Below are 24,227 nucleotides of genomic sequence, written 5' to 3' on the forward strand. Positions count from 1 at the left end.
GATAGATTTCCTGTATATTTGTCAAAAAGAGCAATACAATGCACTTAACCGAGATAACCAAAGCACTCGTTGAAAAGAGGAAAATTCTGGGCATAACTCAGGAAAGATTAGCTCTTATTACGGGAATAAGTGCGCGGACCATCAAAGAATTAGAGCGGGGCAAAGGAAACCCCTCGTTCGATACGCTCTTCAAAATTGCAGATACACTGGGGATGGAAATCAGAGTTGAAACGAAGCTTCCCAACCACTAATAAAAAATGAGAAAGGCACGGGTATATAGAAATGGGCAATTCGCTGGAGTGTTAACCGAGCACAACCGCAAGCTTTATACTTTTGAGTATACCGACGAATGGATCAGTAATCGCAACCTCCCTCCGATTAGCCTTACTTTGCCCAAGTCTCAAAAAAGGCATACATCTCCCTATCTCTTTCCCTTCTTCTTTAACATGCTCACCGAAGGAGTTAACCGAAAATTTCAAGCTCGACAATTGAAGATTGACGAAGCCGATGATTTTGGAATGCTCCTAGCTCTGTCAGGCAACGACAGGGTAGGTGCGGTATCTATCAAAGAGTTCGTAGAATGACGATTCAAAAGACATTCCAGGTTTGTCCAGGGACACTGGCCAAAGGGTATGACACGTATAGTTCTACTTGCCTCAAATATGTTTTTAACGGAAAGAAAGTATCCCCCATTCTGCCCTATAATTCTCCACTACTTGATGGGAAAGATGGTGAAACCTTTGAAGCCAATAAAAGGCGTCTTTCTATTTCAGGCGTACAGGAAAAGTTCTCCGTTATTCAGATCAAGAATCAAATTCGACTAACCGAGGAAGGCGAAAGTGGAACCTTCATCCTAAAGCCTATTCCTAGAGATTTGATGCGTGTAGACCAAGTACCGGCCAACGAGCATTTAACGATGCAAATCGCCAAACAAGTCTACCAAATCAAAACCGCCGAAAATGCTTTGGTCTTCTTTCAGAACGGAGGTCCCGCCTATATCACTAAACGATTCGACATTGTAGATGAAAAGACCAAATGGGCCAAGGAAGATTTTGCCACATTAGCGAATAAGACATCCGAAACCGATGGCGAGAATTACAAGTACAACTTCAGTTACGAAGGAATCGGCAAACTGATTAAAACGTACGTGCCTGCCTATCGAGTAGAAATGGAGAAGTTCTTCTCTCTGGTCGTTTTTAATTATTTGTTCTCGAATGGGGACGCTCACCTCAAGAACTTTTCAATTCTCGAAACAGAAAAAGGTGACCATATTTTAAGTCCAGCGTATGATTTGCTGAATACACGCATCCATGTGAACGATGCCGATTTTGCGCTCACAGAAGGACTATTTGACGAAGAGTATTACTCGGATGAAATGAAAGCTAATGGATGGTGTGGTAGAGATGACTTTGAAGTATTTGGAGACCGGATTGGTCTGAAACCACAGCAAATCGCTATGCTTCTCGAACCATTCTTGAAAGACCAACCCATGGTGCATGAACTCATTCAAAACTCTTTCCTAAATGAGGAAACCAAAGCGCTGTACAAAGACCATTATCTAACGCGATTGAAGAAATTGACAAATACACTGTAAAGAGTTTTAACGCTTCCATAAGACACTACTATTCAGCACAAAAGTACATTGCCAGTAAAATCGATTATGATGAAAATATCAACCTACTCCTCTCTGGCTATCCTCTTTCTTGCAGGTTGTCAAACTGAATCGCCAACTCCTAAAACCGATTACGGCGATTGGGCCTATGAATCTACAGTGGTGAAAACCGTCGATTCCCATGAGTTCACCTTTCCAACAGAAGGATATGCTTTTGAACACCGTGATGAATACGTTCAAGAATGCGTGGATGCCATTGCGTACAACTGCAAGCTTCTGGCTATAACCGAGTTCACCGTTCCCATCAAATACCGCTTTGTCACATCTAGAGAGGAAATGGCTCGCTTTACGGGCATCGCTGCTTCTGGCACAACGAATTCTTGGACAAGAACCATCCACATGGCAGTTTTCGATTCAACAGAAACCACCACGGATGAAGTGCTCACAGATCCGCCTATTGTCCATGAAACCATGCACATGATCTCGCAAGTGGCATGGGGTCATCCCGGACAGAAAGGAAATTGGATTAACGAAGGCTTGGCGACCTACGCAGCAGGAACCTGCAGCGGATGGACTCCCCGAGAGATGTACCGCTTTTTTATGGAGAATGAGATGCTCGCCTCGGTTGACAGTATGATAACGGACTTCTACCACGTTGGAGAAATGGTGGGATATCATCAAGCAGCGGTTTGGGTTGAACACATGATTTCAAGATATGGACTCGAGACCTTTCAACAATATTGGAACCCTCAGAATACAATGAGCTTCGACGAAATATTCGGTGTGAGTATTGCTGAGATGGAAACCCGAATCAACGAAGACATATTGAAGGAAATTCCAGAGGTTCCCGCCATTGATTGGGAAGTTCTCCAAGAGGGTTGTTATACCCGATTGAACTCTTGAGTTTGAGTTGGATCACGTCACTCACATAGACCCCAACCGGCGAATTTACCATCATAAACATACTGTGCATTGGGATGTTAGATGTATACCTTTGACTTCACACAAACTAGAATCAGCGTATGTCTAACAGCAGCAACCTAAAAATTGGCACCCTTACCATACACGGCGGTCAGGAACCCGATCCGAGTACAGGGGCGGTGATGACTCCCATCTACCAAACGTCCACTTACGCTCAAGCCGCTCCGGGTGTGCACAAAGGGTACGAATATTCCAGAACGGGCAATCCCACTCGTCACGCTCTGGAGAAGAGCATTGCTGCGCTTGAGGGGGGCAAATTCGGGCTTGGATTTGGTAGCGGATTGGCTGCTGTGGATGCCGTGCTCAAGCTCTTGAAACCCGGTGACGAGATTATCTCAACATCGGATTTATACGGTGGCACCTACCGTCAGTTTACCAAGATCTATGAGGATTTCGGCTTGATTTTCCGCTTTGTTTCTATGGATGACCCTTCAAATGTAGAAGCAATTGTAAGCGAAAAAACCAAGCTCATTTGGGTAGAAACGCCTACCAATCCCATGATGAACATCATCGACATCCGAGCGATTGCCAATGTTGCACAAAAGGCCGGTGCGATGTTGGTGGTAGATAACACCTTTGCCACTCCCATCCTTCAACGTCCACTTGAACAGGGAGCGGATATAGTACTACACAGTGCCACCAAGTATTTAGGTGGGCATTCTGATGTCGTACTCGGATTGCTCACTACCACTAATAGTGAAATTGCCAAAAAACTGTACTTCATTCAGAATTCAGCAGGTGCTATTTGTGGCCCAATGGACGCATTCCTCACTTTGCGCGGCATCAAAACACTAGATGTTCGCATGGAACGCCACTGTAAAAATGGAGCCATTGTAGCGAAGTTTTTAAGAGATCACCCAAAGGTGGAGAAGGTCTATTGGCCGGGCTTTGAAGACCATCCCGGACACGCTGTGGCCAAATCGCAAATGTCAGGTTTTGGCGGAATGATTTCTTTCGTGGTAAAAGATGGTACCTTTGAAAACGTAAGCGCAATGGTTTCCAATTTGAAAGTCTTCACCTTGGCAGAATCATTGGGCGGTGTTGAATCACTCGCAGGTCATCCAGCAAGCATGACCCATGCAGCAATTCCTCTGGAAGAGCGCTTAAAGACCGGAGTGGTAGACGGCCTTGTTCGCTTGAGTGTTGGCATTGAAGATGCCGATGATCTCATTGCGGATTTGGAGAATGCACTCAATCAAATTTGATCGAATTTCGATCTGAAGAATTTATATCATGGCAGAAAAATTTGCCGTTGTAGGTTTGGGCCAATTTGGTTCCGCGATTGCTCGAAAACTCAGCATGAAAGGTGCGGAAGTTATCGCAATTGACACCGACGAAGAGAAAGTAGAAGCGATTAAGGAAGATGTAGCCTATTCGGTTACCCTAGACGCGACGGACATCAAAGCTCTCGAGTCCCAGAACCTATCAAAAATGGATGCGGTCATTGTATCCATTGGCCAGAATTTCCAAGACCTTCTCCTCTGTTGTTTCCAACTTCAAGAGATGGAAATTGGACGAATTATCGCTCGAGCTCAAGGCGCCACTCAGCGACGCATCCTAGAGAAAATGGGCATTCAAGAAATCTTGAGTCCAGAAGATGAGGTTGCGAACAACGTTGCCGAACAGCTCATGAACCCGGGTGTGGTGATGTGCTTTGAACTTCCTGACGGATACGAAATTGTGGAAATCAAAGCTCCTCGTGCGCTTTACAGCAGAACCTTGGGAGACATTGGTCTTCGCGAAAAATACAAGCTCAACTTGGTTACACTCCTTCGCAACGAAGATGGCGAGCACCATATTTACGGTGTGCCTGATGCGGAAACACTCGTAGAAGAAGGAGATATCATTGTGGTCTTCGGTACCGTTCGAGATATCGAGAGATTCATCGAGATCAACACATAGAATGCGGACCATTGTCCACATTACGGGAACAACATCCGGACTTGGAGAAGCGCTTGCTAAAACGCTTTGCCATGAGCCGGATGTGTATGTTTACGGCTATGCTCGAAGAGCTGCTACCTTTGAACACGAGCGCTACATTCATGTGTTGGTAGACTTGGCTTCGCCGAATAGCGAACTCGCATTGGAGCTGAACAACTCGGCCGATCGAGAAGTTCTCATCAACAACGCCGGATGGATTGGTCCCGTTGCCCCCATTGGATCTTTTGAACGTGGTTCAGCTACACAAATGTGGATGATCAATACGGCAGCCGTTATGGAATGGACGAATTACTTCATTGCCTATTCAACTTCCAAGGAAAAATCGGTCTTGTCAATTTCATCAGGTGCTGGAAAGAATGCCATTCCTTCTTGGAGTGCCTATTGTGCTTCCAAAGCGGCCATCGACATGGCCACCCGCGTTTGGAATCTCGATCATCCTTCCATTTCCTTTTTAGCCATTGCCCCTGGGGTGGTTGACACGGAAATGCAAGCAGATATTCGCGCCACTCATCCCGATGCTTTTCCCGTTCATCAGAAGTTTGTGGACTATCACCAAAATGGCGAGTTGAAATCGCCGAAGGAAGTTGCTGCCATTATCCTACCTTTTATCCATCATCCCGAAAAGGCCCCTTCAGATATATTCTCAGTGCGCGACCTATAATTGGCATGTTTTAGCGTTCAATTACGTATTAGAGATAGGTGTCATTATGATTCGTAACTTTACTCTTCACAACACTGACTATGAAGCTATTATTACCACTTTCTATTCTTGCACTCTCTCTGGTTTCTGTCTCTTGTAAAAAAGACCAAGGTGACGATGATAAAACACGAACTGGTACCTTTGAACAACGCATCGCTCACACGTGGCGACTCACCAACGTAGAATATGCCGGCACCATGCCGAACCCTTTCAATACCTCGCAATCTGTGGCTTTTAATGGTAAAGGTGAAGACGTGTATGGAGAGTTCAACTTCAAGCCAGACTACTCCGCAACGTACCGCATGGGCTTTACTGCGCTTATCGACATAGGAACGAGTGAGCCAGCCCGACTTCCTTTTTATCGTCCTGGAACGGGAATTTGGTGGACCAATTCTACCAATGATTCTATCTTTGTTGCGGAATCCGTTGACACAATCAGTTATCAAGTGATTGAAGATTGGGATGACAAGCAACGATGGCAAACGGTACTTCCGATACTCGATTCCATTTCGGGTACTTTTGTAGACGTTGACATGCAAGTGATTCTAAGGCGATAAGAAAACAATAACATGACGAGAATATTGACCGGAATTCAAAGCTCCGGCCGCCAGCATTTGGGTAACATCCTGGGCGCAATTCGCCCTGCCATCCAAATGGCTAACGATCCAAAATCTGACTCATTTTTATTCATTGCAGACCTTCACTCTTTGACCACTATCAAAGACCCTGAAGTTCGCAAAGCCAATGTTCTAGCTACAGCAGCAGCTTGGCTGGCCTGCGGGTTGAACACGGAAAAGAGTGTTTTCTATTTGCAATCTGCAGTACCAGAATGCACCGAGCTCACTTGGTATTTGAACTGCTTTACTCCTTTTCCAATGTTGGCCAACGCCCACAGTTTTAAGGACAAGAGCGACAAACTAAGTGATGTAAACGCAGGACTCTTTGATTATCCCGTGTTGATGGCATCTGACATCATCCTTTATGACGCGAACTTCGTGCCTGTGGGAAAGGACCAGAAGCAACACTTGGAGATGACACGCGACATTGCCACCAAAGTGAACATGGCTTACGACAGCGAGATCTTTGTGATTCCAGAAGCTACCATCGATGAGAGCATCATGACCATACCGGGAACCGACGGACAAAAAATGTCGAAGTCCTACGGAAACGTCATTGACATCTTCCTTCCTGCCAAGCAGTTGAAGAAGCAAGTAATGAGCATTCTCACCGATTCTACTCCATTGGAAGAGCCAAAGAATCCAGACACTTGCCACGTTTTTGCCCTTTACAAACTGATGGCGAACGAGGCGCAAGTGGAAGAAATGCGTGCAAACTACCTTGGCGGAAACTACGGATACGGACACGCAAAGAAGGCTTTGCTTGATCTGATTTTGGAGGAGTTTGCCGAAGAGCGTGAAAAATTCGACAAGCTAATGGAAGACCCTCAAGCTATTTATGCTGCTTTAGAGAAAGGAGCTGAAAAAGCACGTGTGGTTGCCCGAGCTACCCTTGCCCGTGTTCGCGAGGCAATGGGATATTGATTTGATTCTACACCCTACGAGGTTGAAGGGATAGAAATATCCTTTCAACCTCGTTATCTTTATACAAATGGAGGCATTTCCCACTTTAGATGAACTACGGCGAATGACGGTTTCTCAACTTGAGAAGGTAGCTGAACAGCTCCGTGCGTTTATTCCAGCCACCACTAAAGAGAAGAAAGGCCATTTGGAATCCTCCCTTACCGTAACAGAACTTACGGTAGCACTTCATCACGTATTTCGCACTCCAGAAGACATCCTCATTTGGGACGTGGGTCACCAGGCCTATGTACACAAGGTGATTACGGACAGAGCAACGGAATTCCACACCAACCGACAATTAGGTGGAATCAGCGGCTTTCCCAACCGCAGCGAAAGCCCTTTTGATGCTTTTGGAACCGGACACTCTTCAACCAGCATTTCTGCGATTACGGGAATGGCGTTTGAAGCCCACAGGAAAGGACTAGACATTAAACACGTTGCGGTGATTGGCGATGGTGCCCTCACGGGTGGCATGGCCTACGAGGGACTGAACTACCTCGGGCAAACGGACCTCGATGTGCTCGTCCTCCTCAACGATAACCGCAAGGCGATTGATCCAAATGTGGGTGCCTTGCACGAAAGTGACAGTTATGAAATGTTCTTTCAATCACTGGGTATTCGTTGGATGGGTCATGTAAATGGCTCGAATATGGACGAATTGGTTCATCGCTTGTGGGAAGGAAAAGAAGCCACCGGACCTCGAGTACTGCACATAGAGACCCAAAGTGAAATACTTCCATCCGAAGGACCAAATTACTCCTCGGAACACCCTTTCCAAGATGTTTTTGGGGAAGCCATTCTAGAAAAACTAGAATCTGATCCTGATTTAGTAGTACTCTCTCCGGCCATGCTTTCAGGATCTGGACTGGCAAAAGCACGACAACTTTATCCAGAGCGAGTTCTGGATGTGGCGATTGCCGAGCAACACGCTGCAACGATGGCTGCGGGTATTGCGGCTGCGGGAGGGAAGGTTCTACTCCACCTCTACAGCACCTTTGCTCAACGGGCATATGATCAAATCATTCACGATATTGCCCTACAGAACCTTCCTGTTACCTTAGCGATTGACAGAGCTGGGCTCGTTGGAAACGACGGCGCCACCCATCATGGAGCCTTCGATCTCGCGTTCTTGCGCCCCATTCCCAACATCACGATTACGGCACCAAGGAATGGAATCGAACTCAGAAATGCCGTTCATACCGGATTGAACCACAATGGCCCATTTGTGATACGATATCCACGTGACACCGAGGCTAAATTTGATGCTGAAGGAAAGTTTGAGACTTTAGAGTATGGCAGGAGTCAGTGGTTAAAGGAAGGATCCATGCTTTGCTTGATGGCCACTGGAACCATGTCTAGACGCGCGCTTGAAGTGGCTACTATCTTGAGTAAAAAAGGCTATGAAATTGGAGTACTACACCATCTCTTTGTAAAACCACTTGATGAAGAAGCTCTCATGCAAGCGGCCTCTTACAACCATTGGGTGGTGCTAGAAGACTCATCTCTTGGAGGCTTGGGCTCTGCGATTTCCGAATGGCTATCGGGCAGAGACGCGGTGAACGTAGACCTCGACGCGATACATCTACCCGATGAGTTCATCGAACACGGTTCTGTTGACGAACTTCATCGTCAATTGGGAATGGATGTGAAAAGCGTTGCTAAGCGTTGCAAAAACCTACTTTCTGGCATTTAACTACAGTTCAAATCGCAATCCTAGATTTAAAGCGAAATGACTAAACGGTGATTGTATTTCTACCATCTCCATAGGCTCATCATCATTGGTATTATTGTAGTCTACCGTGCGTTGATAAACACGCTCCCTTTGACGGGTGGTCAAATCTCCTAGGCGATCTTCTCCCCATTCTTCGTACTCTGTGTATTCTGCATGTGAGGGCTTCGACATCAAGTACACAAACTGACCTTCAACAGTAAAGTGGGTGTATCTACTCACGGGAAACATCAACCCTAAACTGCCTTGTGCGCCCACGTCAAAACTCCAGTCTGTCTCTAGCTTGTACCGCGATTCTGAACCGGCATACTCTGATAAAAGGTACGTGCTATTCATGGAAAAAAGAGGACCGACGCGAAGGTATACATACGTTTCCTCCCAATTCCGAATTTCATTCTGAAGACGAACCATAGGAGAGAATCCCACATACTGCCCTCCCGTGGTGGCCTTTAAATCGGAGAAGAAATTGGTCTGATCGATCTGGTCAGCAATACCGTACGAATACATGAGCTGTCCTTCAATCGCAATCCCACGAGCCACTTCTGCACCCATGGAAAACGTTAGTTTAGGTCCATTGGCATAGCTGTAGTATTCCTGAGTTTCCGAATAGTCGCCGTTATCGTCGATAGAAGTGCTAATCCAGTTCGTCAAACCCGGTTGTTGGGTGTTTAGATCGTGGCCATAGCCGAGTTGAAACTGCATGTACCAACGCGGATACTGGGCAAATGCTGATGCAGAGCACAGCAAAACCAATAGGAGGATAGTCTTCTTCATAGTCTGTAGGATTACACTCTCCATACGGATGGAAGGTGAGATAGGTTGTTCAGCTTGAAGTTCGAATTTGTAGTTGTTATATCAAACAACGGGCATAAAAAAACCCTCGATGAAATCGAGAGTCTTTGTTGGATGGGAGAAGATGATTAGTTGCTTCCCGCATTGTCCAGCATCTCCATAACGGCGCTCAAATTGAATGAGCCCGGTTTTTGAGAAGGTGGATATTCGTTCATCGTAAGGATAAAGTTTGCTGCCATTTGCTGGATTGGAACCAAAACAAAAGCGTGATCTAACAACCAATCGTAATACACGTTTGCATTGTGTTGCGCTTTTTCGAATGGATCTCTTCTCAGATTGAAGACACTCGGCACTCGGAGTTCCGTAAAAGGCTCTACCCAAACTCCAAAGGCTTGACCGCGATTTTCGAGGAAAACCACTTTCCAATCCTCATATCTAGCGGCTACAAAGGCTCCGTCGTCATTTACGTACCAGAATTCTTTGCGTGGCGATTCGTCTACTTCACCGCTGAGATAGGCATTCATATCATAACCATCCAGATGGTTCCGGTATCTTCTACCATTTAGCTTGATACCCCCAAGAAGATCCTCTTTGATATCGGTGTTACCTGCTGCTGCTGCGAAGGTGACTAACCAATCTTCATGAGCAACAATACCATTCAGGGTAACATTCTCTTGCCAATGACCTGGCCATCTCACAAAAGCAGGAACACGATAAGCGCCCTCCCAATTTGAGTTCTTCTCACTGCGGAAAGGAGTGGTTCCTGCATCTGGCCAAGTATTGTAGTGTGGCCCATTGTCGGTGGAATACATGACAATGGTATTGTCTGCAATTCCTAGTTCATCGAGCAAATCGAGAAACTTACCCACGTGCATATCGTGCTCCACCATACCGTCGTGGTACTCATTTCCACTTGGACCAGAAATGCCCGTATGTTCTTCCTTCACGTGTGTTCTAAAGTGCATGCGCGTACCATTCCACCAAACAAAGAAGGGCTCACCAGCTTCTACTGCTTCACGAATAAAGCGAATAGCCTCATCTGAAGATTCGTCGTCTACGGTTTCCATTCTCTTCTTAGTAAGAGGGCCAGTATCTTCAATGCGTTGTGTTCCGTCTCCATTCGCCCATGAGTGGATTACCCCTCGCGGTCCATAGGTTTCACGGAAAGTGCGACCATCCTTAAGTATCATATCACCAGGATAATCTCGATGCTCTGGTTCTTCCTCCGCGTTGAGGTGATACAGGTTTCCAAAGAACTCGTCAAAGCCGTGCATCGTAGGTAGATGTTCGTCGAGGTCTCCTTGATGATTCTTACCAAATTGGCCCGTTACATAACCTTCTGACTTTAACACGGTGGCCATTGTAACATCCGTCATTTGCCATCCTTGGGCAGCACCTGGAAGTCCTACTTTAGTCATTCCCGAGCGCACGGGCACTGAACCACCAATAAAGGCAGCTCTACCTGCCGTACAACTTTGTTGAGCGTAGTAATCGGTGAAGCCCACACCTGTTTGAGCGATTTTGTCAATGTTGGGAGTTTGATATCCCATCATTCCACGATTGTTGTGACTGATATTCCAAGTGCCGATATCATCACCCCAAATCACTAGGATATTGGGTTTGTCTTGCCCATAAGTGAGGGCCGAAAAAGAGAGAATGGCCGCAAGAATCGACCAGCGTTTAGAATGCTTCATATTAGAGTGATTGGTTAATAGTCTGTTGCTAAGTCACCTAGAAGATAGACCATTCTAATCCTAATCGCAATTGTAACGGTATTAAGAAACGCGCATCCCTACAATATGTACATATAGAAACAAAAAAACCCCGACTATACAGCCGGGGTTTCTCACATCGAAAAAGCTTCGATTATTTTTCGAGAACGAAGTCTTCCATGAACTTGGTCGTATAATTACCTGCCAAGAAATCTTCGTTATCCATAAGTGCGCGGTGGAATGGAATGGTGGTTTTGATTCCTTCAATCACGAATTCATCCAAAGCGCGTTTCATCTTGTCAATCGCCTCTTCACGTGTACGAGCCGTTGTGATCAACTTTGCGATCATTGAATCGTAGTATGGAGGGATGGTGTAACCAGCATAACAATGGGTATCCAATCGAACACCGTGACCACCCGGAGCATGGAAAGAAGTAATCTTTCCTGGAGATGGACGGAATCCGTTATATGGATCTTCCGCATTGATACGACACTCGATAGAGTGAAGCTGTGGTTCATAGTTCTTCCCTAGAATTGGAATACCAGCGGCAACTTTAATTTGCTCGCGGATCAAGTCATAGTCAATTACTTGCTCAGTAATCGGGTGCTCTACCTGAATACGAGTGTTCATTTCCATGAAGTAGAAATTGCGGTGCTTGTCCACTAGGAACTCCACAGTACCTGCTCCTTCATACTTGATATATTCCGCTGCCTTAACCGCTGCTTGTCCCATCTTCTCACGAAGTTCTGGGGTCATAAACGGAGAAGGCGTTTCCTCTACCAATTTTTGGTGACGACGTTGAATAGAACAGTCGCGCTCACTAAGGTGACATGCAGCTCCTGTTTGGTCGCCTACAATTTGGATTTCGATATGGCGAGGCTCTTCGATGAGCTTCTCCATATACATACCGTCATTGCCAAAAGACGCTGCTGCTTCTTGGCGAGCAGAGTCCCACGCTTTTTGAAGGTCTTCTTCTTTCCAAACGGCACGCATCCCCTTACCACCACCACCGGCAGTTGCTTTAAGCATTACGGGATAACCCACTTCTTTTGCGAGTTTGATACACGCTTGGAAGTCTGGAATCAAGCCGTCTGAACCAGGTACACAAGGAACGCCAGCTGCCTTCATGGTAGCTTTAGCCGTTGCCTTATCACCCATTTTGTCAATGTGCTCAGGAGAAGCTCCGATAAACTTGATATCGTTTTCGGCACAAATTTTAGAGAATTTGGCATTCTCTGAAAGGAAGCCATATCCCGGATGGATTGCATCAGCGTTTGTGATCTCAGCAGCCGAAATGATATTCGGGATGTTGAGATAACTCTCGCTACTTGGAGGAGGACCGATACATACTGCCTCGTCTGCAAAGCGAACGTGGAGGCTATCAGCATCTGCTGTTGAGTATACGGCCACCGTCTTAATGCCCATCTCGCGACAAGTGCGGATTACACGCAAGGCAATCTCGCCACGGTTGGCTACGAGTATCTTTTTGAACATGGGATCAGAATTTTAGTTCTGCCACTTGGGCTTATGACGGGTCAACCAAGAATAGTGGCTGATCGTATTCTACCGGCTTCTGGTCGTCTACCAAAATCTTCACAATCTTACCTGAAACTTCAGATTCGATTTCGTTGAATAGTTTCATCGCTTCGATGATACAAACCACTGAACCTGGTTTGATTTCATCCCCAACTTCCACAAACAAATCTTTGTCTGGAGAAGGGCGGCGGTAGAACGTACCAATCATTGGCGACTTGATCGTCACATACTTGCTGTCGTCTTCTTCTGCAGCAGCAGGTGCGGCAGGAGCTGGAGCAGCAGGGGCTTGGGCAGCAGGCGCAGGGGCAGCTACTGGAGCTGGTGCGGCGGCTTGAGCCATCGGTACGTGTTGAACATAAGTAGCTGCTTCTTCACCACCTGTTTTGATGGTGATCTTGAAGTCTTCTGTTTCTAGATTTACCTCACTTGCGCCTGATTTAGCTACAAATTTGATGAGGTTCTGGATTTCTTTTAAGTCCATTCGTCGAGGGATTAAGTGGATCCTTAAAACTATTTTTTAGGGTCGATAGCCCAGGTCAAATAAAGTGCACCCCACGTAAATCCGCCACCAAAGGCAGCGAAAACGAGTTTGTCACCTTTCTTGAGTTGGTCGAGATAGTCCCAAAGTAACAATGGCAAGGTACCATTTGTCGTGTTACCATAGCGTTGAATGTTCAACATTACCTTCTCTTCATCCAAGCCCATGCGATTTGCAGTGGCATTTATGATGCGAAGATTAGCCTGATGTGGCACGAGCCAATCTACATCATCTCCAGTCAAATGGTTGCGCTCCAAAATTTGAGCGCTCACGTCGGCCATATTCGTAACGGCAAACTTGAACACCTGCTGACCTTCTTGATGTACGTAATGTTGATTCAATCTAACGGTTTCCTCAGATGCTGGAAGAATAGATCCACCTGCATCAATTTTGAGGAATTGGCGTCCTTCACCATTGCTGCGAAGAACTTCATCTTGTAGTCCATATCCTTCCTCATTCGGTTCGAGGAGAACACAGCCGGCTCCATCACCAAAGATCACACACGTGGCGCGGTCTTCATAATTGATGATGGATGACATCTTATCGGCACCAACAATCAATACCTTCTTGTACTGTCCACTTTGAATGAACTTGGCACCGGTTGAAAGTCCGTATAGAAATCCGCTACAAGCGGCCATTAAGTCGTATGAAAATGCGTTGGTTGCCCCAATTTTCGTGGCGATATATGCGGCAGTAGAAGCTACTGGCATATCTGGGGTAGCCGTGCTACAAATCACAAGGTCGATGTCTTTCACATCTACCTTGAAGTTAGCCACCATGTCTTCTATCGCCCGAATACCGAGTGTAGAAGTTCCGGCGCCTTCCTCTTTGAGGAGACGACGTTCTTTGATGCCCGTCCGTGTCGTGATCCACTCATCAGTAGTATCAACCATCTGTTCCAATACGGCATTGGTCAGACGAAACTCCGGAACGTATCCGCCTACAGCGGTAATCGCGGCTTTGACGTTGCTCATTGCAATGGTTTTAACCCGTGGTGAAGGGGGTAAAGTTAGTCCTTCGCTTTAGTCTCGCAAATTTTGCGTGACTATTTCAAAGGGCGGGCAAATAAAAAAGCAGACCCAATTTGATCTTTGAGTCTACTTTTCAATGCTTTACCAAATGGGGATTAGGCCTCCGCTTTTTCGAGAACTACTTTCCCTTTGTAGTACAACTTACCCTCGTGCCAGTGTGCACGGTGATATAGATGTGGCTCACCTGTTGTTGGGTCTACAGCAACTTGAGGTGCAGTAGCCTTGTAGTGAGTACGACGCTTATCACGGCGAGTGGTAGATTGTCTGCGCTTAGGATGTGCCATGCTTCCTGGTTTATAATGCTCCTGTTGAGCTTAATTCAACAAATCTTTCAACTTTGACCAACGAGGGTCGATATCTTCATCTTCGTCGTCTTCTTCATCTTCTTCACTATCCTCCTCTTCATTGTCATCGTCGTCTGCACGTGGCATGTATTTCTCTAACAATTCACGCGTTTCGTCATCCAAGTCCCCCTCTTCAATATCCGGATGGATAAACTTAAGCGGAATGGACAACACGATGAGCTCATAGATGTAGTGCGCAATGTTGATTTCATAATCGCCATGAGGCAAAACTAAAATCACATCGTCGTCGTCATTGTACTCTTCACCGAATTTCACCACTAGGGTAAACGTGTTCTCGATGGGTTGAACAAAAGGCTTATTGGACAAATCACATGTTACCGGCAACTCCCCTTTTAATGAGAAATTGAGCTCTAACATGGTATTCTGTTTCGTAAGCTCTACATCAACGTGCGCCTGCAATCCAGGCAATTCGTGATAGTCGAATAAGATGTCTAAGAACGAATCATCAATCTCGTATTCAAAGGAATGAGATCCCAGTTTCAATCCGGAAAACACAATGTTGTAGTCCTTCTTCTTCATGGTCCACTCTCGTCCTTTGAGCCCGCAAAAATACAAATCTTTCGTTACCCGTCAACACTTTCCTGAAAATCAGCGATGATCGCGTTGAGTTTTTCCGAAAGCAAGTGGATTTGCAGTGATTTCTAAATGCTGTGATCGGTGCCTAAATGCGTCAATTGCCATGTAGACCGCCTGACGAAAACTCTGTTCATCAGCGGTGCCTTTTCCGGCTAGATCGTAGGCTGTGCCATGATCTGGCGAAGTTCGTATTACAGACAAGTTGGCCGTAAAGTTCACTCCCTCGCCAAAGTGAATGGTCTTAAATGGGATCAAACCTTGATCGTGATACATGGCCAGAACTGCGTCGTATTTTTTCCACTCACCCGAACCAAAGAACCCGTCGGATGAGAATGGACCCATCGCAACAATGCCTTTGTCAAACGCAGTTCGCACCGCTGGCTCGATTATTTTCTGATCTTCTTCACCTAACAATCCTCCATCACCAGCATGTGGATTTAATCCCAAAACGGCAATTTTCGGCTTAGAAATGCCAAAGTCCTGAACCAAGGCATCGTTCAACTGGCGAAGCTTCACCACTACTTTCTCAGAACTGATACTCTTGGCCACATTCTTCAATGGAATATGTCCTGTTACCAATCCGACGCGAAGTTGATCTCCCGCCAATATCATCAAAGGCTCTCCCTTAAAGTACTCACCTAAAAACTCAGTGTGCCCCGTAAACACGCGCTCTTCGTTCGCAATGTTGTTCTTGTTTACCGGAGCTGTTACCAACACATCTACATGGCCTTTCTTAAGGGCTTCCGATGCAATTTCTAGCGACTTATACGCGTAGTCCCCTACTAGTGGATCCTCCTTGCCCAACTCTAAGTTGACCAATTCACTCCAAGATTCTACCACGTTGAACTTTCCATCCACCGCATCGATCGCTTGCTCTACGGTGTTGAACTTGAAATCGTGGGCATTGATTGCCTTTCTGTGGTATGAGAGGGACTTACTAGAACCAAACAATACAGGCGTGCAAAGTTCCAGCATCGCGGGATCCGCAAAAGCCTTGATGACGACTTCCATTCCAATGCCGTTCAAATCGCCACAAGAAATACCTACGCGAATGTGATTGTCGGATTGACTCATGCTCTATTCTTTAGATAGTCAAACAAGATACGAACTCCAACTCCGGTACCTCCTTTGGTTCTGTATGCGTCGGGTTTTGACAAGAATGCTGGACCTGCAATATCAAAGTGTACGTACGGGTAGTCTGTGAAGTGCGCCAGGAATTTTCCTGCGGTAATCGCTCCACCTTCTGGACCTCCAATGTTCTTCAAATCTGCAATGTCACTCTTGAGCATATCGTTGTATTCATCCCAAAAAGGGAAGATAGCCAGTCGCTCGTGAACTTCATTTCCACTGTCGGTGAGTCCGTCGAATACTTTTTTATCCGCTGTACCCATGGCAATAATTCCCTGTGAACCAATTGCACGAGCAGCCGCGCCCGTCAAAGTGGCCAAATCAATCACCAAGCTCGGGTTAAATTTTTTGGCATAATGCAAGGCGTCTGCAAGGATCAATCGACCTTCTGCATCGGTATTGAGGACCTCAACGGTGGTTCCGTCATACATGGTGATCACATCCCCAGGGGTGATCGCATTTCCACCCGGACGGTTGTCGGTAGATGGAACGAGTCCAACCACGTGAACATCGAGCTTCGCTTTGGCTACTGCTACCAAGGTTCCTATGACTGCGGCAGCGCCCCCCATGTCACTTTTCATCGTATCCATGGCACTTGACGGCTTCAGGCTAAGTCCACCTGTATCGTAAGTCACTCCTTTCCCAACCAAAACGATAGGTTTAGAGTTGCGTGCTTTCTCCGGCTTGTATTCTAAAATGCTAAAAGTTGGAGGATCAATACTCCCCTTGTTCACACCGAGAAGTCCTCCCATTTTGAGCGCTTCAATTTTCTTTTTGTTGAAAATCTCCACTCGGAATCCGCACTCTTCTCCTAATTGCTTAGCCGTGTATGCCAGTTTTTCAGCATTGAGTTGAAGAACAGGAGTATTAACAAGAGTTCGAGCAATGGTGGTTGCACTCACTCGTACATCGAGTTCTGAAAAATCAGATTCGCTCAATCCAGGCACATGAATATCAACCAAAGCATTCTTTACGGATTCTGGCGCACTGAAAAGTTCTGTGTATTTATAATTCGCCAATGCGCAGCCCTCAGCCAAATCTGAAACAAATTCACCTTCAATAGAAACGCTCTTCTCTTTGGATGAATTCAAGATTCCAGCTAAGGTTGCACCTGCCCGGCGAACGGCTTCGCGCTGAGCGGGGCCTGTGAGCTTCGCATCGAGAATAAGGCCATAGTGCATCACACCTGAAACAGGAAGAGCAACCCACCCTTTTAGCGACTTATTCGTATGGGCTTGAATGAAGGACTCAACGGACGAGCCAAATCGGTTGATTAACTCTTTAGAAGTCGATGCTGCAAAGGCAACAGGAGAATCTGCCGCAGCAGAGGTATGGTGTAGTGTCATAATCGTAGATGTCTAACGTGCATCAAAAGTAGGAAAAACACAAGGGCTTCACTCGATGTTTACCATCTACTACTCAATGAAAGACTTCGATAAGGAAATCTACTCAACTGTAAATACCTTTATCCCGTATATAGTATTGGGTATACACACTCGGATATTCCCACCATCTCGCAACAATTGTTGTAAATTCATGTTCTCTTAGAATTGACACCCACGGTGAACCTTTATAGATACATCTTCGCACTTCTTTTAGCCCTGACGTCATTTGGACTTCAGGCTACGCATAATCGTGCGGGAGAAATCACGTACAAATACATTGGCGGCTACACGTACGAAGTCACGGTCATCACCTACACCAAAGTCACTTCCCAAATTGATCGATGTGAACTTTCGGTGGAGTGGGGAGACAATACGTCGAGCGTTCTTCCCCGAATCAATGGATCTGTATCGAATTGTGCTCCTGCACACGATGGGGAGGTTCTGGGAAATGATATTCGCAGAAACGTTTACCAAGGCACACACACTTTCCCTTCACCAGGCTATTTCACGATTTCGGTAGAAGACTTGAACAGAAACTCCGGTGTAGCGAACATCAACAACTCGGTTCAAGTTCCATTTTACGTTTCAACCACGCTTTTGGTGAACCCAGCCATCGGCCCCAACAACTCCCCTATCCTGCTAAACTACCCTATCGACGAAGGATGTATCGACCGAATGTTTATCCACAACGCTGGAGCTTTTGACCCCGACGGGGATAGCTTGAGTTTTGAATTGGTGAATTGTAGAGGTTTGAATGGACGTGAATTGACCGAAACCTACGACCCGAACTACGTCCAAGACTCCATATATATCGACGAATACACGGGGGATCTCATCTGGGATCAACCACGAAATATCGGTGAGTTTAACTTCGCCTTCGTCATTAAAGAATACCGCAAGGGACTCAATGGGAATTACCAATTGATTGGCAGCGTCACCCGAGACATGCAAGTCAACATCGGACAGTGCAACAACCGTCCTCCAACCATTCAAGTACCAACGCCCCACTGCGTAGAAGCCGGAAGCACGTTGAATTTTAATGTGATTGCTACCGACCCCGACAACAATACGATTTCCCTGTCTGCCACAGGAGGGCCATTTGAAGTAACTCCATCTGCGAGTTTCCCTAACCCTTCAACTGGACCTTCTCCTGTTTCCGAACCCTTTTCTTGGACGCCTAGCTGTGACCAAGTTCGCTTTCAACCGTACTTCGTTTACTTTAGGGCTGAAGACATTCCATCCAATCCACCGTCTCTTGTGGGACTAGCGACCGTTGAGATTAGAGTGGTTGCACCGTCTCCTAAAAACCCTTCAGCTACACCAAACCAAGATGTCATCGATTTAGTTTGGGACCCAAACTTCTGTCAATCCGCCAATGGGTACGACATCTATCGAAGAAAGGGCTCCTTTGGATTCATCCCTTCGGAATGTGAAACTGGAGTTCCCGAATACACGGGTTACGAGAAAATTGGGTCTACCATAGGATGGGCTTCTACGGCGTACACCGACACCAACGACATTGAACGAGGTGTGCAATATTGCTATATGGTAGTTGCCACATTTGATGATGGAAGTGAAAGCTACGCTTCGGTAGAGTTCTGCACCGAATTGGCCAAAACCCTTCCCATTATCACGAATGTAGATGTCCGAGCTACCGATGCCGTAAATGGTGAAATTGAGGTTCGATGGATTCCTGCACTGGAAATCGATTCTTTCGCATTTCCTCCTCCTTACGCCTATGTAGTGGAAAGAGCTCCTCAAATTGATGGGAACAACTTTGTCATTCTCGATACCGTTTCGAGTACCAATTACATCGACAATGGCCTTAATACTCAAGATGCCGGTTGGAACTATCGCATCACTTTGTTAAGTGGAGTGAATGAAGATTTTGTTGGAATTACGGATGATGCCTCTAGCCTATTCGCTTCTACCATAGCTCATGATGAAAGCATCCAAATCAATTTTGAATACCTCACTCCTTGGGTTAACGATACCACAGTAGTGTACAGGGAAACCAGTCAAGGTAGTGGAATATGGGATTCCATTGGATTCACCACATCCGATACCTACCTCGACACAGGCCTGGCCAATGGAACCACCTATTGTTATTACGGAAAAGGAATTGGCCGATTCACGGGATCAAACATGCCTGCTCCGCTGTTCAATCGTTCTCAAGAAATTTGTGGGGAGCCGTCCGACAATGAGGCTCCATGTGTCCCAACCGTTTCTTGGTCGGCCGACTGTGAAAACGCCTACTTGCGCATTGACTGGTCGGTCCCTTCGGGTTGCCCGAGTGATATCGTATACTACAACATCTATTACCGAGCTTCTTCGAACGAACCGTGGAGTTCTTCCCCCATTGTTCAAGGCATCACCGATCCATTCTTTATCTTCAACGAAGGTTCTATTGTGGGTTGCTATGCCATCACGGCAGTGGATGACGCCGACGAGCCCAATGAAAGTCCGATTGTAGAAGCCTTCTGCATTGACGGTTGTGCTCAGATTGAATTGCCAGATGTCTTCAGTCCGTCTAACGATGGTGTAAACGACTTCTTCTATCCCGTTCGCGATGGAAATGGCGAACCTATTTTCAGAGACATCGACCAATTCCAAATCAAGGTGATGAATCGCTGGGGCAGAGTTGTGTACAAAACCGATGACATCAATGAATTCGTCAATGTAGGGTGGGATGGAAACGACCGAACCACGAACCTTCCATGCCCTGAAGGGGTTTACTTCTATATTTGCACTTACAGAGCGCGCAGTCTTGGCAATGCGCCTGAAGAAGTTTTAAATGGCAGCTTACACCTATTCCGCTGATGTTTACAGGAATTGTTGAAACGATGAGTGAGGTGGTTTCGATCACCCACGAAGGAACCAATGTTCACCTGGACCTTAAATCAGATATCACTTCTGAACTCAAAATTGACCAGAGCGTAGCGCACAACGGTGCATGTCTCACGGTTGTTGGATTTCCATCAGAAGGTGTTTATCGCGTTACAGCGATTGACGAAACCATGAAGAAAACCAATCTGGGTGATTGGAAGGTGGGAGATAAAATCAACATGGAAAGATGCATGAAGGCTGACGGTCGATTGGACGGTCACATTGTGCAAGGACATGTAGATACAACGGGCCTTGTTCGAGAGATTGAAAATGCGGATGGATCGTGGAATGTTACCATTGAACATCCCGAAGGTGAACAATTCATGACGGTTCCCAAAGGCTCCATCTGTATCAATGGAACGAGTTTAACCGTAGTGAATAGTTCGCTCAATTCTTTCAGTGTAAGTCTAATACCCTACACTTGGGAACACACCAATTTCCATCAATTGAAAGTGGGAAATCGCGTGAATTTGGAATTTGACATTTTGGGGAAATACGTTACGGCCATGATGGCTCGACGTGGTTTGTGAGTTTTACCAGCGACCGTAGCTCGTATAAACCACATCTTCGCTGGTCATTTTAAATGCACCAGGGGAAGACAATCTCCACTCTACGTCGTGGTCGCGAATAACTCTGATGGGACAAGCCGTGAAGGTTAGTGTTTCTTCAAACTCCTCAACCACCACTGAATTCGCCGTAGTGCAGTCATTCTCTTCAAGTGTTACTTCGGTAGTTGTACTCTCGGAATATTCTACTTCTACCTCCGCAGCGGAGACCTCAATTTTCTTCTGAGTAGATGGAACTTCTTGCCCCCAACTCATGCAAGGCAAGCTCAAGATTAAGATGGTGATAAACGTCTTTTTCATGGCACAGAGATTTAAGATTCCTCAACGAACTCCTCTTCGTTTGGTGCAATGACCCCTTCATTGTGGAAGATGTCATACAATAAGGACGTCAATACCTCCTCAAAGGTTTGGAGGTCAGCAGAATTAATTTCCGAACGTTTATCTCTGCCAACGCTCAATACCATCAATCCATCTTTATTCTTGCGCATTCCGAAGATCCCTGCAGAAACGGCTTGCACATCGCTTTGGGACTTATCCACTAGCCAAGCATAGGTCATCAGCTGAAGTGCCTTGGCCTTTTCTGGATTATTGGCCACTTCGTCAATCTCAACCACGTTGAGCTCGGTAGCCTTTGCGGAGCCTGTCTTGTAATCAATCACCTCCCAAACACCGTCCAAGGTGTCCAATCGGTCGGCGAAACCTTTCACCAAAACCGGAAAAGCCAAACCCGGCACCTCTAGTTGATGCCTCATGTCCACCTCAACTCCCCGAATCATCCAATCGCGACCTGTCGCTTCGTACGCTGCCGCTCTCTTCCTTTCTTCCACTAGAAAGTTTCGAGTCATCTGCACCATGGCATGTCCCACCAAGTTATTTCGCCCCTCCACTTCCAAGTCCCTACCGGCTTCTTCTTTGTAAGTTGCATAAAGTAATTCGGGCAACCTGGACAAAATGTTCTTGTAATCTTGGTCGCTCGGGCGTCCGCCAATAAACTGACGGTAAAAATCTTCCAGCACTTTGTGGATGACATTCCCCATGGAACGGTCACCCAACACCTCTTCCACTTCCTCAACATCGCCCTGACCCAAAATCACCTTATGGTAAAAATCGACAGGATTCTCCACCCAAAGCTTTAGGTGTGAAGGCGCAATTCCCTTCTCTGCTCGCTTTTGAAAAGCTTCATCCAAATAGGACCCTCTTTCCAGTTGGAATGAAGTAGCCAATTGATCTTTGGAAACATGAGTTGAGTACACGCGTTCTACAATTTCAGTATTCGAGAAATTGATGAACTCATGTCGTATTTGCTCAATAAAGCGACTCGCTTCTCCCGCATTAAATCCGTCACTTTCTGTGTTGTAAAGCAGCACCACTCGCTTGGTTCCCGACAAGAGTCGGTAGAAGTGATAGGCGTAAATCGCATCTTTCTCCTTGTGAGTTGGCAGTCCAAAGAAGCGTTTGATATCGTAAGGAATGAAGCTGTTCTCCGATCGCCCTGCCGGAAGTACATCCTCATTCACGCTGGTCATAATCAAGTTGTCGAAACTCAACAAGCGGGTTTCCAAAACTCCCATCACCTGCAATCCATTTAAAGGCTCACCAAAGAAGTCGAGAGATTCGTCCTTTAGAAGCTGACGATACAAGTGCAAGGTGGTAGTCATATCCGTTTCCAGAGCATGTTCTTCAAACAGTTCTAGCAACCGTAGGGAAACTCTATATAAATGTTGGGCGGCTTCCAAATCTTCAGGGAGCACGTCGGCATTGTCGTGATATTCGGCCAAGGCCACAGAAAGGGCGAGAATGATTTCGGCTGGTGACTGCTCTTTCAACAGGTCAAGTAGCGAGGTGTTTGGCATCCATTCCGACAATTTCTTCACTCCCAAGAATGGCGCATTGTACTTCCTCATTTTATCGAGCACCGCATGCGCATTCACTTCACCTAAGTGAAACTGATAAAACGGCTGAAGCAGCAATCGCTCCAAATCCTTGTGGTAGATCTGGAAAGACCTTCCCTCCTCTTTTTGGAGACGAAGAGCGCGCTCATGTGCTTCGAGGATAATCTCAACACTGTTCGCCAAATTCAGCTCCCGCAACGGCAAGCCCATGGTAACGTTTACTTCTTCAAACTCCGATGGAATACTGTTGAGGACTGGCATCAGCAGACCTTCATCGGCCAACACCAATGCCATGTGATCAGCAACATCTCTATCGGCAATATCCGCCTTCATATCAGACAACACCCCAGAGAGGGTCTTTGCCATCCCAATCTGCTTGGGAACACCAATGATCTCAATCTTCCTAGGTTCCGCTCGAAGTCGGTCTACCACAAACGGGAACTCCACGCCATCAAAACTTCTCCACTGGCGATACTGACGCATAAACATCCCTGCCTCTTGCGCAGGATCATCCAAATAATAGGGATCCGCATCGAACCAAACGTGCGCCAACCCCGACTCCAAGCCACTCTTTAAAATGACTTGCTCTGCCGTGTTCAACGCATTAAATCCAACGAAGTAGATGGAAGAACAACCTTTCTTCTTGCACCAATGTTCCAGTGCATTCTCTGACTGTACCTTTGTTGCAGCCTCGCGGTACATCAACCCTTGATAAGCGCGTTTGCTTTTAAAGAGCTCTTGCTGAAAATCGAGATAGATGGGGTGGAGCTTCTTCCAAAATCGGATGTACGCCTCAATCATTTCTGGAGTATCTCCTTCCACACCCCATCGTTCTAGTGCTTTCGCATCCGTTACATTCTCAAAGATGGCTTTCGCGTCTACCATGTAACGATCTATCTCATTGTAATCTTGAAGTAGGCGGCTCGACCATTTGATGAAATTCTCAAAACTCTCCGCTTCCGAACCATACACCTTCACGTAACTCGAATACAATTGGAACTGTAACGTAAGTGTATCAGTAGAAAACAATCCAGACAAGTCAGAAGTCAGCTCATCAATCACCACAATAAGCGGTGAAATAACAGGATCTGGAGAAAGGGCGGCCAGTGTTCGCTTCAAAAAGAGTGAAGCTCTTCGACTCGGAAGAACAATGCAAACGTCCTCAAATCCATGAGGGTGAAGGGTCTGTAGGTTTTTGGCTACAAGCTCTAGAAAAGGCTTTGGCATGGTCTTAGTAAACGATAGATTGTCCTACATTCGTAAGTAGGAAGGTACT

General features: G+C 46.3%; 23 protein-coding genes. 12 read left to right on the top strand and 11 right to left on the bottom strand.

Going from position 1 to position 24,227, the window contains the following annotated elements:
• The first annotated feature begins 38 nt into the window (after positions 1-38).
• The 10 genes from F8C82_RS11540 (at position 39) to F8C82_RS11585 (ending at position 8,507) form a co-directional block, all read left to right on the top strand.
• Complete coding sequence (locus F8C82_RS11540; RefSeq protein WP_151693740.1) at positions 39-251, top strand: helix-turn-helix domain-containing protein; 213 nt, start codon at positions 39-41, stop codon at positions 249-251.
• A 6-nt stretch (positions 252-257) separates the two neighbouring features.
• Positions 258-584: a HipA N-terminal domain-containing protein gene (locus F8C82_RS11545; protein WP_151693741.1), complete on the top strand. Its 327-nt coding sequence runs from the start codon at positions 258-260 to the stop codon at positions 582-584.
• Entirely contained in the window at positions 581-1,594 is a 1,014-nt protein-coding gene (locus F8C82_RS11550; protein WP_151693742.1) for a type II toxin-antitoxin system HipA family toxin, read from the top strand. Before F8C82_RS11545 ends, F8C82_RS11550 begins: the two co-directional genes overlap by 4 nt.
• 66 nt (positions 1,595-1,660) lie before the next feature.
• Positions 1,661-2,515: a hypothetical protein gene (locus tag F8C82_RS11555; protein ID WP_151693743.1), complete on the top strand. Its 855-nt coding sequence runs from the start codon at positions 1,661-1,663 to the stop codon at positions 2,513-2,515.
• A 119-nt stretch (positions 2,516-2,634) separates the two neighbouring features.
• The gene (locus F8C82_RS11560) at positions 2,635-3,798 is read left to right on the top strand and encodes a cystathionine gamma-synthase (protein ID WP_151693744.1); all 1,164 of its coding nucleotides are present in this window, start codon (positions 2,635-2,637) and stop codon (positions 3,796-3,798) included.
• A 28-nt stretch (positions 3,799-3,826) separates the two neighbouring features.
• The gene (locus F8C82_RS11565) at positions 3,827-4,495 is read left to right on the top strand and encodes a potassium channel family protein (protein WP_151693745.1); all 669 of its coding nucleotides are present in this window, start codon (positions 3,827-3,829) and stop codon (positions 4,493-4,495) included.
• 1 nt (position 4,496) lies between these two features.
• Positions 4,497-5,195, top strand: a complete 699-nt coding sequence (locus tag F8C82_RS11570; protein WP_151693746.1) for an SDR family NAD(P)-dependent oxidoreductase — start codon at positions 4,497-4,499, stop codon at positions 5,193-5,195.
• 80 nt (positions 5,196-5,275) lie between these two features.
• Positions 5,276-5,791, top strand: coding sequence for a hypothetical protein (locus F8C82_RS11575; RefSeq protein ID WP_151693747.1), 516 nt, complete (start codon positions 5,276-5,278; stop codon positions 5,789-5,791).
• Positions 5,792-5,803: 12 nt separating this feature from the next.
• Positions 5,804-6,775 (top strand): tryptophan--tRNA ligase, encoded by a 972-nt coding sequence (gene trpS, locus F8C82_RS11580; protein WP_151693748.1) that lies wholly within the window; start codon positions 5,804-5,806, stop codon positions 6,773-6,775.
• 67 nt (positions 6,776-6,842) lie between these two features.
• A complete protein-coding gene (locus tag F8C82_RS11585) occupies positions 6,843-8,507 on the top strand; it encodes a 1-deoxy-D-xylulose-5-phosphate synthase N-terminal domain-containing protein (protein WP_151693749.1) in 1,665 nt (554 codons plus the stop codon).
• Here the strand turns inward: F8C82_RS11585 and F8C82_RS11590 are convergent, their stop codons facing one another.
• The 9 genes from F8C82_RS11590 to F8C82_RS11630 form a co-directional block, all read right to left on the bottom strand.
• Positions 8,508-9,317: an outer membrane beta-barrel protein gene (locus tag F8C82_RS11590; protein WP_151693750.1), complete on the bottom strand. Its 810-nt coding sequence runs from the start codon at positions 9,315-9,317 to the stop codon at positions 8,508-8,510.
• A gap of 146 nt (positions 9,318-9,463) precedes the next feature.
• Complete coding sequence (locus F8C82_RS11595) at positions 9,464-11,029, bottom strand: arylsulfatase (RefSeq protein WP_151693751.1); 1,566 nt, start codon at positions 11,027-11,029, stop codon at positions 9,464-9,466.
• Between the two features lie 172 nt (positions 11,030-11,201).
• Positions 11,202-12,542 carry an acetyl-CoA carboxylase biotin carboxylase subunit gene (gene accC / locus F8C82_RS11600; protein WP_151693752.1) on the bottom strand — a complete coding sequence of 447 codons (1,341 nt, stop codon included), beginning with the start codon at positions 12,540-12,542 and terminating at the stop codon, positions 11,202-11,204.
• 31 nt (positions 12,543-12,573) lie between these two features.
• On the bottom strand, positions 12,574-13,065 hold the full coding sequence (gene accB, locus F8C82_RS11605; protein WP_151693753.1) for an acetyl-CoA carboxylase biotin carboxyl carrier protein: 492 nt from the start codon (positions 13,063-13,065) through the stop codon (positions 12,574-12,576).
• Between the two features lie 29 nt (positions 13,066-13,094).
• A complete protein-coding gene (locus F8C82_RS11610) occupies positions 13,095-14,096 on the bottom strand; it encodes a beta-ketoacyl-ACP synthase III (RefSeq protein ID WP_151693754.1) in 1,002 nt (333 codons plus the stop codon).
• Positions 14,097-14,248: 152 nt separating this feature from the next.
• Complete coding sequence (gene rpmF, locus F8C82_RS11615; protein ID WP_151693755.1) at positions 14,249-14,437, bottom strand: 50S ribosomal protein L32; 189 nt, start codon at positions 14,435-14,437, stop codon at positions 14,249-14,251.
• 30 nt (positions 14,438-14,467) lie between these two features.
• Entirely contained in the window at positions 14,468-15,037 is a 570-nt protein-coding gene (locus F8C82_RS11620) for a YceD family protein (protein ID WP_151693756.1), read from the bottom strand.
• Positions 15,038-15,106: 69 nt separating this feature from the next.
• Positions 15,107-16,168 carry a 4-hydroxythreonine-4-phosphate dehydrogenase PdxA gene (gene pdxA / locus F8C82_RS11625; RefSeq protein ID WP_151693757.1) on the bottom strand — a complete coding sequence of 354 codons (1,062 nt, stop codon included), beginning with the start codon at positions 16,166-16,168 and terminating at the stop codon, positions 15,107-15,109.
• A complete protein-coding gene (locus F8C82_RS11630) occupies positions 16,165-17,568 on the bottom strand; it encodes a leucyl aminopeptidase family protein (RefSeq protein WP_151693758.1) in 1,404 nt (467 codons plus the stop codon). The genes pdxA and F8C82_RS11630 overlap by 4 nt, the downstream gene beginning before the upstream one ends.
• Before the next feature lie 216 nt (positions 17,569-17,784).
• On the opposite strand from F8C82_RS11630, the gene F8C82_RS11635 reads away from it, so the two are divergent.
• Both F8C82_RS11635 and F8C82_RS11640 read left to right on the top strand, forming a co-directional pair.
• The gene (locus tag F8C82_RS11635) at positions 17,785-20,427 is read left to right on the top strand and encodes a T9SS type B sorting domain-containing protein (RefSeq protein WP_151693759.1); all 2,643 of its coding nucleotides are present in this window, start codon (positions 17,785-17,787) and stop codon (positions 20,425-20,427) included.
• A complete protein-coding gene (locus tag F8C82_RS11640; RefSeq protein ID WP_151693760.1) occupies positions 20,427-21,023 on the top strand; it encodes a riboflavin synthase in 597 nt (198 codons plus the stop codon). The genes F8C82_RS11635 and F8C82_RS11640 overlap by 1 nt, the downstream gene beginning before the upstream one ends.
• A 3-nt stretch (positions 21,024-21,026) precedes the next feature.
• Here the strand turns inward: F8C82_RS11640 and F8C82_RS11645 are convergent, their stop codons facing one another.
• The gene (locus F8C82_RS11645; RefSeq protein ID WP_151693761.1) at positions 21,027-21,359 is read right to left on the bottom strand and encodes a hypothetical protein; all 333 of its coding nucleotides are present in this window, start codon (positions 21,357-21,359) and stop codon (positions 21,027-21,029) included.
• 11 nt (positions 21,360-21,370) lie between these two features.
• Positions 21,371-24,178, bottom strand: a complete 2,808-nt coding sequence (locus tag F8C82_RS11650) for a PD-(D/E)XK nuclease family protein (protein WP_151693762.1) — start codon at positions 24,176-24,178, stop codon at positions 21,371-21,373.
• Between the last annotated feature and the right edge of the window lie 49 nt (positions 24,179-24,227).

This window comes from Phaeocystidibacter marisrubri (assembly GCF_008933165.1).
GTDB classification, from domain to species: domain Bacteria; phylum Bacteroidota; class Bacteroidia; order Flavobacteriales; family Schleiferiaceae; genus Phaeocystidibacter; species Phaeocystidibacter marisrubri.